This is a genomic window from Deltaproteobacteria bacterium, assembly GCA_020848745.1.
Lineage (GTDB): Bacteria > Desulfobacterota > Binatia > UTPRO1 > UTPRO1 > UTPRO1.
The window spans coordinates 1-13,823 of sequence record JADLHM010000098.1; the positions used below are offsets into that span (position 1 = coordinate 1).

The window sequence follows — 13,823 nt, forward strand, 5'->3', positions numbered from 1 at the left end:
CGACGATCGCCTGGCGGCACTCGGCGAGGTTGCCGCCGGTCGAGAGGTCCATCAGCGTGTCGGCGCCGAACTGCTGCGCCCAGTGCAGCTTCTCGACCTCGGCGGCGGTGCCGCTCGCGACCGGCGACGCGCCGATGTTGGCGTTGATCTTGGTGGTGATCATGCGGCCGATGCCGGTCGGGTCGAGGCGCTTGGGCGCGTACGATCCGCGCAGGACGGCGGGGTCGTCGATCAGCGCGCGCCGCTGCGCGACCGTCTGGTTGACCCAGTACGCGCCCCGCGGCTCGGCGCCGGGATGGCCGACCGGTGCGGCGGCGGCGCCGGCGGGAGCCGCGATCGGGGCGCGTCCGCCGCTGCCGGCGAGGTGGCGGAAATTCGCGGGGATGACGAGCCGCCCGCGCGCGACCTCGGCGCGCACGACCTCGGGGGTGACGCATTCGCGCGTCGCCACGCGTTCCATCTCCGGCGTGACGACGTTCGCGCGCGCTGCTTCCAGCTGGGTTCGTGTCTTCGTGGTCATGGCGCTTCCCTCCGCCGGTACGAACCGGGTCAGGTTCGAGGGGTCGGCAGCCCCGCGCTACCCTCTCAGCCGCATGGCCCGATCGCGGCTCCCCCAGCGTTCGAGTCACCATGCGCAGCGCGCGCCGCGACAGTCAAGTTGAACGGTTCGGGGGATGCTTCGCTTGGAATCGACGGGCTCGCTGGTAGCATGCGCATCCGTGGCCGGCCGCGTTCTCGAAGGCATCCGGGTGCTCGACCTCACGCGCGTGGTCGCGGGGCCGTTCGCGACCGCCATCCTCGCCGACCTCGGTGCGGACGTGATCAAGATCGAACGCCCGCGGACCGGCGATGACTATCGTCACGGCCCTTCTCGGGAGGGGCACACGTCGCTCGCCTTCGAGAACACCAACCGCGGCAAGCGTTCGGTCACGCTCGACGTCGGGACGCCGGCGGGGCGCGACGTCTTCCTGCGCCTGGTCGAGCGGGCGGACGTGGTCGTCGACAACTTCCGCGCCGGGTGGATGGCGGCGCACGGCCTCGGTCCCGACGTGCTGCGGGCGCGCAACCCCCGTCTCGTGGTCGCGGCGCTCTCGGGCTTCGGAGCGACGGGGCCGCGCGCCGGGCAGGCGTCGTACGACATCGTGGCGCAGGCGAGCGGCGGCCTCATGGCCATGACCGGCTTTCCCGACGGGCCTCCGGTCCGCGGCGGCGGAGCGCTCGCGGACTTCGTGGGCGGGCTCTATCTCGCGCTCGGCGTCGTCGCGGGCGTGTGCGACCGCGACCGCACGGGCAGCGGGCGCACGCTCGACCTCTCGAACCAGGATGCCGTGTTCGCGATCACCGATTCGTGGGCCACGATCGCCGCCGGGCTCGGTATGCGCGCCGAGCGCGTCGGCAACCAACACTCCTTCAGCGCGCCCTACGACGCGCTCGAAGCGCGTGACGGCTGGATCGCGGTCGGCACGGCGAGCAACAAGCTCTTCCGGAGGCTCTGCGCCGCGATCGGACGTCCGGAGCTCGCGCGCGACGAGCGCTACAAGCACCACCGCGCCCGGGCGCGGCACCGGCGCGAGGTGAACGCGCTCGTGGGCGCGTGGGTACGCGAGCGGACCTGCGACGAGGTGCTGCGGGCGCTCGGACCCGACGGCGCCGACGTGCCGTGCGCCAAGGTCGCGCGCCCCGACGAGCTCATCGACGACCCGCAACTCCACGCACGCGGCATGATCGAGCGTCATCCGCATTCCGCGCTCGGCGAGATCGTGCTGCACGGCAATCCGTTGCGGTTCTCCGGGGCGGCGCCGCGGGCGCGCGCGCTCGCGCCGGCGCTCGGTGAGCACAATCGGGAGGTCTTCGCCGAGGTCGGCCTCGATGCGGCCGACCTCGAGCGCCTGGCGGCGGACGGCGTCGTCTGACCGCGGCGGGCGGGGCGCGCGCGCCGACCGGGGCGAGCACGCGCGCGCGGGTCCGTCACGAGGCGCCGCGCTTGCGGTAGATCGTGAACAGGCGGCCGTTGGAGAGGCGGGTCGCTTCCCACTCGCCGCGGTCGCGAAACGCCGAGGGCTCGACCGCGCTGACGACGATGCAGGGCTCGAGACCCTCGGGCGCGAGGCGCGCCGTCTCGTTGGTGACGCCGACGCTCTGGATCCGATACGCACCCGCCCCGGCGGTCTCGCCGAGCAGCCGCCAGAAGGGATACTCCCAGTCGTCGCGGTCGAGCTCGAGGCCGACGTTCGTGCACCCGGAGGCGCGTACCGCGTCGACGGCGGCGAGATAGGCGGCGGAGACACCGCGGTTGCTACGGAACAACACCTCGGTGTTCGAGGCGCCGAGCACGCTCCGGGCGTGCGCCGTGTGGCGCTCGACGGCCTCCTGCGCGCGCTCGCCGCCGAGCGCGGCGAGCGCGGTCTGCGCCGCCGGCATGCGCGCGACCGCGTCCATGCCGATGAGCGGCCGATGGACGGCGAGCGTGAGCGCCGGCAGCGCGCCGAGCACCCAGCTCGCGATCACCAGGCTCGCGGCGCGCGTGGTGGTCCGTCCCATGGCCAGCCCGAAGGGAACGCAGAGCGCGGCGAACAGCGGGAGGTCGAAGCGCGAGGTCCATGCCTGCCACTTGAAGGGCAGGCTGAACAACGCCCAGCCGGCGACGCCGAGCACGGCGATCGCGAGCGCCGTCGCGGCGCGCGGACTCCAGCCTCCGGGCCGTATCAAGGCCGCGAGCAGCAGCACGATCGCGGTCAGGAAGTGCGCCGGGTTGCCGACCGAGTTTTCGCTCGGGATGAGGGGCCGGAACCACTGCGCCGCGACCTGCGTGAAGGAGAGGTCGTGGAGATGCGTCGTGCGCGGGTCGTCGGGGTCGATGCCGAGCCAGCGGTGGACGTGGATCAGCCCCTCGGCGTATCCCGGCAACGGCACGTGGACCGCGGTCGCCCGCGCCAGGTTCGAGAGCCACGAGCGGGGTCCGAGGAACTCGTTCTGCATCCGCGCCACCTCGTTCCCGCCGCCCCACGGCGCGCCGAAGGTCTCCTCGTTGCGGAACGCGTGCGGCGCCTGGAGGGCGAGCGGGATCGCGACGAGCGCGATCGCGGCCGCGGCGGCGGACCGCAGCCGCGAGCCGGCGGCGCGGGCGCGGACGTGGCGGGCGAGGAGCGCGAGGACGAAGGGGATCGCATAGAGCGCGAAGCTCGGCTTCGTGAGCAGGCCGAGTCCCACGGTGGCCCCCGCCCAGAGGGGCGTGCGGCGGGTCTCGGGGCCGACGATCAACGCCAGCAGCGCGAGCAGCCAGTACGCGGTCAGCAGGTCGGCCTGCGCCGTGGCCGCCTGCGCGATCGCCATCGGCAGCGTCAGGAACGCGAGGGCGGCGGCGAGCTCCGCGGTCGGGCCGCCGTGGAGGCGGCGGACCACCAGGGAAGCGATCGCCGCGCCCCCGACGTAGGCGACCCACTGGACGAGGTTCGCCCACGCATCGCTTGCGGCCAGCACCTGCAGCGTCGCGATCGCGTAGGCGTTCAGCGGCGGCATGAAGAGCTGTTGGGTGCGTGCGGTCGGGTAGTGGTGGAGCGAGCCGTTCGCGAGCCAGTGGGCGACGCGCGGCATGTGGTACGTCATCGCGTCCCAGTTGTTCGGCGGGGTCGCCATGGCGGTCACGGCGGTGAGGGCGACGAACACGGCGACGAGCGCGAGCAGGACACGACGCTGCGTCGCGGCCGCGTAGTCGCGCGCCGCGGCGGCCGGCCAGCGCGCCGCGTCCGGGCGGACCGTCCTGCCGGGCGCGCGCGCGGCGACGATCGTCGCGCTCAGCGCGACGCCGGCCCAGAACGCGGCGACGGGAGCGGTCGCGAGCCGCGTCGCGGCGCTCGTGAGCTCGACGCCGACCACGAGCAGCACGCCGAGCAGGATCGACGCCTCGAGGAGCGCCGATCGCAACGGGGCGTCGTCGTCGCGCCGAACGCGCGCGACGGCGGCCGTGACGGCGACGGCGGTGAGCGCCAGCGAGGCGAGTCCGAGGATCTCCCGCATCGCGGAGCCTCAGTGCTTCGGCGACGACACCGTGGGCTCGGCGACCGCGAACGTCTCGGTCGCGAGGTCGGTCGCGGCGTCCGGCGCCTGCAGCCGGCGCGTCCGCCGGCCGACCGGCTCCAGGTCGGGAAGCTCGCCGCACGTCGAGGTGCCGAGCTCGCGGAACCGGCGTGCCGGCGGAAGGACGCGGGTCTCGAGGGAGCCGACGGCGGCGTTGTAGGCGTCGGTCGCGCCGTCGAGGGCCCGGCGCAGGCTTTCGAAGTGGCCGGCGAACACCCGCAGGCGGTCGTAGAGGGTCTGGCCGAGCTCCCAGATCTGCAGGGCTCCGTCGGCGATGCGCTGCTGCTGCCAGCCATGAGCGACGGCGTACAGGAGCGCGATCAGGTTCGTCGGGCTCGCCAAGACGACCCGTCGGGCGGCCGCGTGCTCGAAGAGCGACGGGTCGTGCTCTACGGCCGCGTTGAAGAACGGCTCGCCGGGCAGGAACATGACGACGAAATCGGGCGCGGTCGCGAGCTGCGACCAGTAGGCCTTGGCGCCGAGCTTGGTGACGTGGTCGCGCACCTGCCGCGCGTGGTCCTTCAGGCGGGCGTCGCGCCGGGCATCGTCGGTGGCTTCGACGGCATCGAGGTAGGCGTCGAGCGGAGCCTTCGCATCGACGACGACGTGGCGGCCGCCCGGCAGGTGCACGATCAGGTCGGGACGCGCCCGGCCGTCCTCGGAGACGAGCGTGGCCTGTTCCTGGAAGTCGCAGTGCGGGAGCATCCCGGAGAGCTCGACGACGCGGCGTAGTTGCAGCTCGCCCCAGCGGCCGCGGGTGGTCGGGGCGCGCAGCGCCTTCACGAGGTTCAGCGTCTCGCCGTGCAGCTGGCGTTGGGTGTCGCCGAGCGAACGCACCTGCTCGGTGAGCGTGTGGTAGGCGCCCTGGCGCTCCTTCTCGACGGCCTTCAGCTGCTGATCGACCTGGTGCAGCGATTCCCGGATCGGGCGCACGAGCTCGTCGACGGCGATGCGCCGGCTCTCGAGCTCGCCGGTCGCCGCCTGCTGCAGCTCGCCGAGCGTCGCGCGCGCGAGCGTCACGAACGATTCGTTGTTGTGCCGGAGCGCCTCGGCCGAGAGCGACTGGAACGCCTCGCGGAGGCTCGCCTCCGCCTGGGCGAGAAGCGCGACCTTCCCGGCGCTCGCCGTGCGCTCGTTGGCGAGGTCGGCGGCGAGCCGCGCTTCCCGGGCGTGCGCGGCGGTGAGATCCTCTGCGCTGCGCGTCAGCTGGGACTCGAGCCGTTCGACGCGGGCGGAACGCTCCGCGAGCACCGCGTCGAGCCCGGTGCCGCGGGCGACCTCGGCACGCAGCTCGCGGGCGGCGCGCAGTCGGGCCCCGAGCCACCCCGCGACGGCGCCCACGACCACCCCGGCGACCACTCCCAGCAGCGCGTGCTCCATCGGCATTGGTTCGCGAGCACTATCGTCTCGCTCCGCGCGAAAGGTCAACCGCGCTCGTCAACCGTTGGCGCGCCGAGACCTCGCGGGTTCGCCCCTTCCATGGGCGCGCGAGGAGAGATAGCAGGCACCCCCGGACCCGCGCGAGGAGGCGACCATGAAGATCGGCATCGGCATCGGTGAGCTCGGCGGCGCCCCCGCCGACGTGGACGGCATGATCGCGCAGGCCAGGCGGGCCGAGGCCGACGGCTTCGCGAGCGCGTGGCTCGCGCACATCTTCGGCTTCGACGCGATCATGATGAGCGCGCTCTGCGCCCGCGAGACGAGCCGCATCGAGATCGGGACCGCGGTCGTACCAACCTTCCCGCGCCATCCGACCGCCATGGCGCAACAGGCGATGACGGCGCAGGCGATCGCCCGCGGCCGCTTCACGCTCGGCATCGGCCTTTCGCATCAGGTCTTGATCGAGACGATGCTCGGCCTCTCCTTCGCGAAGCCCTACAGCCACATGAAGGAGTACCTCGAGGTCCTCGTCCCCCTCATGCGGACCGGGACCGCGATGCACCAGGGCGGCGAGTATCGGGTGGCGGCGAGCTTGAACGTCCCGGGCGGCCAGCCCTGCCAGATCCTGGTGGCGGCGCTGGCGCCGAAGATGCTGGCCCTCACCGGCACCGTGGCGGACGGCACGATCACCTGGATGACGGGTCCGAAGACGATCCGCGATCATACGGTGCCGCGGCTCGACGAGGCGGCCGCGGCGGTCGGCCGACCGAAGCCGCGCGTCGTGGTCGGGCTCCCCGTCGCGATCACCAAGGATCCGGCCGCGGCACGGCGGGCGGCCGCGCGGCAATTCGCGATCTACGGAACCCTCCCTTCGTACCGCGCGATGCTCGATCGCGAAGGCGCGCAGGGCCCCGGCGACGTCGTCATCGCCGGAGACGAGTCGGCCGTCGGGGCCGAGCTCGCGCGGCTCGCCGCCGCCGGCGCGACCGACCTCTTCTGGGCGCCGTGTCGGGTCGAGGGCGACGACGACGCGATCGCGCGTACGCGGGAGTTCCTGGCGAAGCTCGGGCGCACTTCAGCCGTCTGAAGCCGCATCAGCCGGCGTCGGAGGCGAGGGCGCACGCGAGTTCGCGGAGCTCGCGTTCGAGGAAGGGCAGCGGCAGCTCGCGGCTCGCTCCCCGGCTCCGGAAGAGGGTGAGGCCTTCGAGCGTCGCGATCAAGAGGGCGGCGCGCCGCTCGGCCCGCGGCCGCCCGAGCGCGGGGTTGGCGCCGAGGAGCGCGTCGACGAGCCGCCGCCAGTAGGTTCGGTAGAAGGCGTGCATCGCGTCGGCGATCGCGCCGTCGCGCGCCGCGAGGGCCCAGAGCTCCCAGAAGAAGCGCGCCCGGTCACCTTCGCGCTGGTCGCGGAGGACCGCGTCGAGGAAGAGATCGACGCGTCCCTCGGCGTCCGGCGCCGTCGCGGCTTCCCGTTCGAAGGCGAGGCTCGCGCGCTCGAGATAGCGCTCGAGGAGCCCGCGCACGACGTCCTGCTTGGTCGGGTAGTAGTACTGGAGGTGCCCGGGACGGATGCCGGCCCGTGCGGCGATCTTGCGGGTCGAGAGGTGCGCGTAGCCGTCGTCGATCAGGAGGGTCGTCGCCGCATCGAGGATCGCCTCCATGCGGATGCGTCCCTTCGGGAGGACGGCGGTGCCGGGGCGGTGTCGCGGCGGCTTCTCGTTGGTTCCGGTCATGGATCGCGCCGTCGCGGTTCGGCGCCAAACCGACGCAGCGGGTCGAGATTACGCCGGAGGTACGCGTCGAGCCCGCCGTACCCGTCGTAGGGCCGGCTACCGGCTACCATGATCGGTCGATCGACCACATTCGATAGGTCGGACGCCCAATTCATCGGTTCGTCACTAGAGGGGCAAATGATCACTGTCAATCCCGAGGCGAGCCGTGATCGAGGCCTTCGAGCATCCGCTTTCCCGCGACGCGCGATTGATTCGGCTGGGAGCGTTGCGTACACCGCGCCCTGCGTCCGCTCGCCCCGTCTCGTTCCCGCATTCGACCCGAAAAGCCCGACCAAGGAGCCGCTCATGGACCTGCACCTGGCGCCGACACACCTCGAGTTCCGCGACCAACTGCGCGCGTGGCTCGCCGACAACATGCGGCGCCCCTGGCGCGAGGAGTTGCGCGACCCCGCCACGACCGAAGATGGTCTCATGGAGTTCCGGCGCGCCTGGCAGAAGAAGCTCTACGAAGCCGGCTATCTCGGGATGGACTGGCCGCGCGAGTGGGGAGGGCGCGGCGCCGGCGAGGTCGAGAAGTCCATCTTCGAGGAGGAGATGGCGCGCGCGGGCGCGCCGCCCATCCTCAATACGCTCGGGATCGGGTTGCTCGGTCCGGCGCTCATCCACCACGGCAGCGAGGAGCAGCGCCGCCGCTTCATTCCGCCGATGCTCTCCGGCGACGAGATCTGGTGTCAGGGCTTCAGCGAGCCCGGATCCGGCAGCGATCTCGCCTCGCTGCGCACGAGCGCGCGGCTCGACGGGGACCACTTCGTCCTGAACGGCCAGAAGATCTGGACGACCTTCGGTCCGTGGGCCGACTGGATCTTCGTGCTCGCCCGTACCGACTCGAAGGACCGCTACGGCGGCATCTCGTTCATCCTCTGCAAGCTCGACACGCCGGGTGTGACGGTGCGGCCGCTGCGGCAGATCACCGGCGAGAGCGAGTTCGGCGAGGTCTTCTTCGAGGATGCGCGCGTGCCGCGCGCACAGCTCGTCGGGCAGATCGGCGAGGGGTGGCGGATCGCCATGACGGTGCTCGCGTACGAGCGCGGCGCCATGTCGCTGGCGGCGTCGGTGCGCTACGGCCGCGACCTCGATTGTCTCGCGGCGGCCTGCAAGGAGTACGGCCGCACCGACGCCGCGGTGCGTGAGAAGCTCGCGCGGCTCCTCGTCGAGAACGAGGTGATGCGCGCGAACGGCATCCGCACGCTCGCGTCCTTCGCCGAGGGCAAGACGCCGGGGCCCGAGTCGTCGATCGAGAAGATCTACTGGAGCGAGTTCGACAAGCGCTTCCGCGACGCCGCGCTCGATATCCTGGGCCCGGGCGGACAGCTGCTGCGCACGAGCCCCGACGCGCGGCCCGACGTCGACTGGGCGCGCGAGTTCCTCTGGTCTCGCGCGGGGACGATCTACTCCGGCTCCTCGGAGATCCAACGCAACATCATCGCCAAGCGGGTGCTGAACCTGCCGCAGGACGCACGATGAGATTCGCGCTTTCCGACGACCAGGCCCTGTTGCGCAGCTCGACGCGCGACTTCCTCGGTAGCGAGCTCCCCATCGAGAAGAGCCGCGCGGTCATGGAGCATTCCAAGGCGGGCTACGACCCGGCGGAGTGGCGGCGGCTCGCCGAGATGGGCTACGTCGGCCTCGTGCTGCCGGCGCGCGTCGGCGGGCAGGGGCTCGGCGCCGTCGAGCTCGCCATCGTCCTCGAGGAGATGGGCCGCGTCTGCGTGCCGGGCCCGTTCCTCGACGTCGTGCTCGCCGCGTCGCTGGTGGCGGATGGCGGTGTCGACGACGCGCTCGTGCGCGACGTCGTGGCCGGCGAGAAGCTCGTCGCGATCGCGCGTCACGACGCGCCGTTCGCGGGACCCGCCGCGACGACCGTGCGCGCGAACGGCGGACGCGTGCGCGGCGTCAAGTATTTCGTGCCGTTCGCGGCGAGCGCCGACGCTCTCGTGGCGACGACGGTGGACGGGCTCGTCCTGGTCGACGGACCGTTCGAGGCGACGCCGCTCCAGACGCTCGACCTCGCGCAGCGCTTCGGCGACATCGTCCTCGATCACGCGGCGAAGCCGCTCGGCGCCTCGGCGGACCTCGTGCGCGTCGATCGGTTGGGGGCGGTCGGCGCGAGCGCGATGCTGCTCGGGCTCATGAGCCGGTGCCTCGAGACGACGCTCGAGTACGTGCGGACGCGGCAAGCGTTCGAGCGGCCGATCGGCGCCTTCCAGGCGCTGCAGCACCGCATGGCCGACATGCTGTTGAAGGTCGAGTCGACGCGCTCGGCGGTCTATCGCGCCGCGTGGAGCTTCGACACCGACGCGCCGGAGGCGCCGCTCGCGTGCGCCGCCGCGAAGGCCTACGCCGGCGACTCGGCGCGCCACGTCTGCGGCGAGGCGATCCAGATGCACGGCGGCATCGGCTTCACGTGGGAGCTCGACTTGCACTTCTATTTCAAGCGCGCGAAGACGCTCGAGCAGCACTACGGCTCGACGGAGGCACAGCTCGAGGCGGCGCTCGTCGCGGCGGGCTACTGACCGTCCGATACTCGATCAGGAGGATCGATTCATGGCTCGCACATCCATGTTCCGTCTCGCTCTCGGCGCGGCCTTGCTACTCGGCGCGCCGGGTTGCCTCATGTTCCCCGCGCCGACGCCGCCCGTGCCGCTCGGCAAGGCCGAGGTCGGCGCGATCGCGAAGTGCCAGAAGGGAGTGAAGAAGGCGCAGCGCGCGCTCGTGAAGACGACGGTCGCGTCGCTCGGAGCCTGCGTCGACGGCGTGCTCGCCGCACGCTTGGCATTCGAGAACGGCCTCACGACCCAGGAGGAGTTCGACGCCGGCCTCGTGAAGCTACGCGGCAAGTGCGCCAAGAACTACGCCAAGGTGGGCGCCGCGACGACGAAGCTCGTCGATGCGGTTCTGAAGGCGTGTGCACCGGCCGACGCCGCCATCGCCGACGCGTACGACGCGCTGCGCTTCCAGGCGGCGTTCGGGGACTTCACGAGCCCGGCGACCGGGCTCGCGGAGTTCGCGGCCGAGTTCTGCACGGCGACGGTGGAGACCGCGCAATTGCAGGTGTGGCAGGCGGCGCCCCGGCTGCTCGAGCTCCTCGGATACCTCGGCGTCGAGTACCTCGTGGTGTTCGACGAATCCGAGGGCCTGCCGAACGTGCCGCTCGATCCGCGCTGTCTACCGCTGCAGGGACCGGTGTGATCCAGGCCGGCCCGGCGTCGCGCGGCTAGCGCGCGCCGGGCCGGCATTCGTTGCTTCGGCGGGGGTTCGTGAGGACTCCGTCGAGAGGCTCGCGTGCTTACGGCGTGCAGGTCGAGCTTTCGTACTTGCTGCACAGAAGGCCCGACGCGCCGGACGCGCCGGACGCGCCGGCGGTGCCTCCCGACGAGGTGCCGCCGCCGCTGGCGCCCTGGGTGCCGCTGCCGCCGATGTTCCCGACGCCCGCGTTGCCGCCCGAGCCGCCACCGCCGCCCGCGGCCGCGCTGCCGGCACGGGTGAGGCTGCCGCCGGAAACGCTGAGCGCGCCGGTGCCGGCATGGAATGCGCCGATGGACGGGCCGCCGGCTCCACCGCCGGCACCCCCGCCGCCGCCCGCGCCGCCCCCCGCACCGCCGCCGCCACCACCACCGGCCGAGCAGCAGGACCGCGTACCGCCGTTGCCGCCGACGCCACCGGCGCCGGCGTTGCCGCCGCTCGCGCCGCCGCCGCCCGCGCCGCCGCTCGTCGCGGTCGCATCCACGCTCGTGAGGATGACGGTTGCATTGAAGGCATAGACGCCGAACGAGCCGCCGCCGTGGCTGCCGCCGCCGGTCGCACCGCCACCGCCGGCGCCGCCGCCGCCGCCCGCGCCGCCGCCGCCGCCGGACGCGCTCGCGGACTTGCCGCCGCCACCGCCACCACCGCCGCCGCCCGCGCCGCCGTTCCCGCCGGCGCTGCCGTTCTGTCCGATCCAGATCGCCGCCGCGGAAGCCGTCGAGTTGGTGCCGCCCGCGCCGGCCGCGCCCGCGCCGCCGCCCGCGCCCGCATTGCCGCCACCGGCGTTGGTGCCGCAACCGAAGAGGCTGCCACAGCCCCCGTTGCCGCCGGCGGCACCGCCGCCGCCCGCGCTGCCGCTGGCGCCCGCACCCGAGTAGTTGCCGCCGGTGCCGCCGCCGCCGCTCGCCGCGACGCCGGTGCCGCCGCACGATCCAGCGCCGCCTCCCGGCGACGACGGACCGCTCGCGTTGCCGCCGTTGCCGCCGGTGCAGCCGGCGCTCGCAGCCGGAGTGGTTGCCGTGTTGTTGGCGCCCGCGACGCCGGCCGACGCGTTGATCGTGCAGTTCGTCGCCTCGACGGCCGCGCCGCTGATCGCGCGCACACCGTACGCGCTGCTGCCGTCGCCGCTCGGCGCGCCGCTGGTGATGATGAGCTGCTGGAGCTGCGCGCCGAAGGTCGAGACCAGCACGCCGGTCGACTGCGATCCGCCACTGCCGTTGATGGTGACCACGTTCGAGCCGACGGCGGCGCGCTTGAAGGCCGGATCATAGCCGCCGCGCACGATGGTGGGGTCGGCGGCGCCGCTGCTGATCGTGACGGTGGCGGTGTAGGTTCCGAGCGCCACCGCGACCAGCGGCCGCGTATCGGTTGCGATCGCCACGCCGGCGCCCACGGTCGCCTTCGCGGTCGCAGGCGTCAGGCCGCTGTTGGCGTCGCTGCCCGAGCCGGCGTCCACGAAGACGGTCTTCGCCGGATCGTAGTCGACGTTGAACGCGACGCTGCTGCCGGTGTGCGCGTTGCCGGCGACGTCGGTCACCTGGACACGCACGGAGTAGGCGCCGCCCGCGGGGAAGCTCGCGCCGGCGAACGCGAGCGACCACGAGGTCGTACCGGTCGCGGTGAAGAAGAGCTCGGCGCCGCTCCCGAAGCCGGAGCCGTTCCAGTAGCTGCCGGTGCTCTCCTGCCGGATGCTCACTTCCACGAGCGCCACGCCCGAGGTCGCGTCCGCGGCGGTTCCGCTGATGCTACCGGGCCACGCGGTCTCGCCGGGGTAGTTGCCGGTGGCGGCGTAGGTCGTACCGCTGCTCGAGTAGAGGTCGGATGCCGCCGGCACGGTGGGGGCACCCGTGGGCGACGTGTTGTCGATCAGGATCGTCTGCTTCGCCGACGTCGCCGGGTTCGCGTGTACGTCGAGCGCGGTCGCTGCCACCTGGTAGGTGCCGTCGGCCGGCTGGCCCGACCACACGACCAGATAGCTCGGTCCCGACGTGCTCGAGCCGATCGAGGTCGCGGGCGTGCACGAAGCGCCCGGACAGTAGAGGTACTCGACGGACGCGACGCCCGACGGATCGGTCGTGCCGGTAGCGGTGAGGCTCTGACCGTTCCGGATCGCCCCCGGAAGCGGATTGAAGACGACCGTCGGCCCCGTCGTGTCCGGCGTCGGCGTAACGGTCGGCGTCGCCGTCTCGGTCTCCGTCGGGGTGGGCGTCTCCGTGGCGGTGGGCGTCGCCGTCTCGGTCGGGGTCCCCGTCGGGGTGGGCGTCTCCGTGGCGGTGGGCGTCACCGTCTCGGTCGGCGTCCCCGTTGGAGTCTCCGTCGGCGTCGCCGCCGGTGTGGGCGTCGCCGTCGCGGTTGGACCCGGAGTCGGCGTCGCCGCCATCGGGGGCTCGTAGACGTCGACGAAGAGCTCGTCCGCCGCGGCGGAGCCGGCGGCGTCGATGCACGCGGCCTCGGTCGGGTGGGTGGTGCCGCAGCTGCCGAGCGTGGTGAGATCGCTCGCCGTGCACTTTCCGTTCAGGAGCCCCAGGATGCTCGCCGCGACCTTCGCGACCTTCCCCTTCGGGTCGTAGGTCATGCAGTCCGCGGAGAGCGATCCGCGATCCTCTTGGTACTGGCACTTCTGTTGGATCTTCAGGATCGTGAACGTGAGCTTCCTGGACACGCTTCCGATCGCGCTCTGGCAAACGACCGTGTCGTTCGGCTCGCTCTGCACGGCAGGATCCGGCGGCGTTCCGTAGAGTCCGAGGTCGAGCTCCGAGACGAGCCCACGAACCTGGCACGACAGACACGCCGCCACGCTCGCGTAGGAGCTGGTGATCGGTACCGACTCACACGGCGGTCCACAGGTAACGAACCCGAGGGCGGAGGGTAGGCTCGCGCGGCCCTCGCACTTCTTCTGCGCGGCGCCGGCGAGCTTCGTCTGCGCCTTGGTGATCTTGTCCTGCGCCTTCGAGCTCAAGGCGCCGATGTCGTTGCAGTCGACGGTCGGCGGATAGTTCACCGGATCGGTGTTGCTCATCCGGACCTTGTGACAACGCTGCTGCTCCTTGAGGACGGTCGCCGCGAGCTTGGTCGCGGCGGCGGCGAGCGCTTTCCGACATCCCGCGTCGGCGGGCGTCAGCGCATGGACCGGGACGGAAGATCCGAGGACGAGCGTCAAGAGCGCGAGTAGGGACAACGGACGAGTCACGGCACACCTCTCTACAAAAGCGGCGGGATGCGTGGCCATAGTCTGAGCGTGGGGTCCTGGTCAAGGAGTTTCGCGGAGTTTCGCGGGGCGGCTGGGTGCACGAGCGGGCGGAGCCTATCGCGAAAAGATCAGCGTTCTCGATG

9 protein-coding genes, 1 pseudogene and 1 riboswitch are annotated in these 13,823 nt (G+C 72.5%); of the genes and pseudogenes, 6 read left to right on the forward strand and 4 right to left on the reverse strand.

The window, feature by feature from the left end; genetic code table 11:
• On the reverse strand, nucleotides 1-520 hold a 520-nt coding region (locus tag IT293_13915; GenBank protein ID MCC6765749.1), incomplete at its 3' end, for a phosphomethylpyrimidine synthase ThiC.
• A riboswitch (TPP riboswitch) is annotated at nucleotides 510-625 on the reverse strand. (Overlaps the previous gene by 11 nt.)
• Before the next feature lie 94 nt (nucleotides 626-719).
• Between IT293_13915 and IT293_13920 the strand changes: the two genes are divergently transcribed.
• A complete protein-coding gene (locus IT293_13920) occupies nucleotides 720-1,913 on the forward strand; it encodes a CoA transferase (GenBank protein MCC6765750.1) in 1,194 nt (397 codons plus the stop codon).
• Nucleotides 1,914-1,968: 55 nt separating this feature from the next.
• Here the strand turns inward: IT293_13920 and IT293_13925 are convergent, their stop codons facing one another.
• Both IT293_13925 and rmuC read right to left on the reverse strand, forming a co-directional pair.
• Complete coding sequence (locus tag IT293_13925; GenBank protein MCC6765751.1) at nucleotides 1,969-4,017, reverse strand: glycosyltransferase family 39 protein; 2,049 nt, start codon at nucleotides 4,015-4,017, stop codon at nucleotides 1,969-1,971.
• 9 nt (nucleotides 4,018-4,026) lie between these two features.
• A complete protein-coding gene (gene rmuC, locus IT293_13930) occupies nucleotides 4,027-5,457 on the reverse strand; it encodes a DNA recombination protein RmuC (protein MCC6765752.1) in 1,431 nt (476 codons plus the stop codon).
• A gap of 154 nt (nucleotides 5,458-5,611) precedes the next feature.
• Between rmuC and IT293_13935 the strand changes: the two genes are divergently transcribed.
• Nucleotides 5,612-6,544 carry a TIGR03564 family F420-dependent LLM class oxidoreductase gene (locus tag IT293_13935; GenBank protein ID MCC6765753.1) on the forward strand — a complete coding sequence of 311 codons (933 nt, stop codon included), beginning with the start codon at nucleotides 5,612-5,614 and terminating at the stop codon, nucleotides 6,542-6,544.
• A 7-nt stretch (nucleotides 6,545-6,551) separates the two neighbouring features.
• Here the strand turns inward: IT293_13935 and IT293_13940 are convergent, their stop codons facing one another.
• Complete coding sequence (locus tag IT293_13940) at nucleotides 6,552-7,187, reverse strand: TetR/AcrR family transcriptional regulator (GenBank protein ID MCC6765754.1); 636 nt, start codon at nucleotides 7,185-7,187, stop codon at nucleotides 6,552-6,554.
• A 345-nt stretch (nucleotides 7,188-7,532) separates the two neighbouring features.
• On the opposite strand from IT293_13940, the gene IT293_13945 reads away from it, so the two are divergent.
• The 4 genes and pseudogenes from IT293_13945 to IT293_13960 all read left to right on the forward strand — a co-directional run bounded on the left by IT293_13945 (nucleotide 7,533) and on the right by IT293_13960 (nucleotide 11,173).
• Nucleotides 7,533-8,711 (forward strand): acyl-CoA dehydrogenase family protein, encoded by a 1,179-nt coding sequence (locus IT293_13945; protein MCC6765755.1) that lies wholly within the window; start codon nucleotides 7,533-7,535, stop codon nucleotides 8,709-8,711.
• Nucleotides 8,708-9,760 carry an acyl-CoA/acyl-ACP dehydrogenase gene (locus IT293_13950; GenBank protein ID MCC6765756.1) on the forward strand — a complete coding sequence of 351 codons (1,053 nt, stop codon included), beginning with the start codon at nucleotides 8,708-8,710 and terminating at the stop codon, nucleotides 9,758-9,760. The genes IT293_13945 and IT293_13950 overlap by 4 nt, the downstream gene beginning before the upstream one ends.
• 31 nt (nucleotides 9,761-9,791) lie before the next feature.
• On the forward strand, nucleotides 9,792-10,436 hold the full coding sequence (locus tag IT293_13955) for a hypothetical protein (GenBank protein ID MCC6765757.1): 645 nt from the start codon (nucleotides 9,792-9,794) through the stop codon (nucleotides 10,434-10,436).
• Nucleotides 10,437-10,654: 218 nt separating this feature from the next.
• Nucleotides 10,655-11,173 (forward strand): annotated as a pseudogene (locus IT293_13960) (peptidase C14).
• Nucleotides 11,174-13,823 lie beyond the last annotated feature (2,650 nt).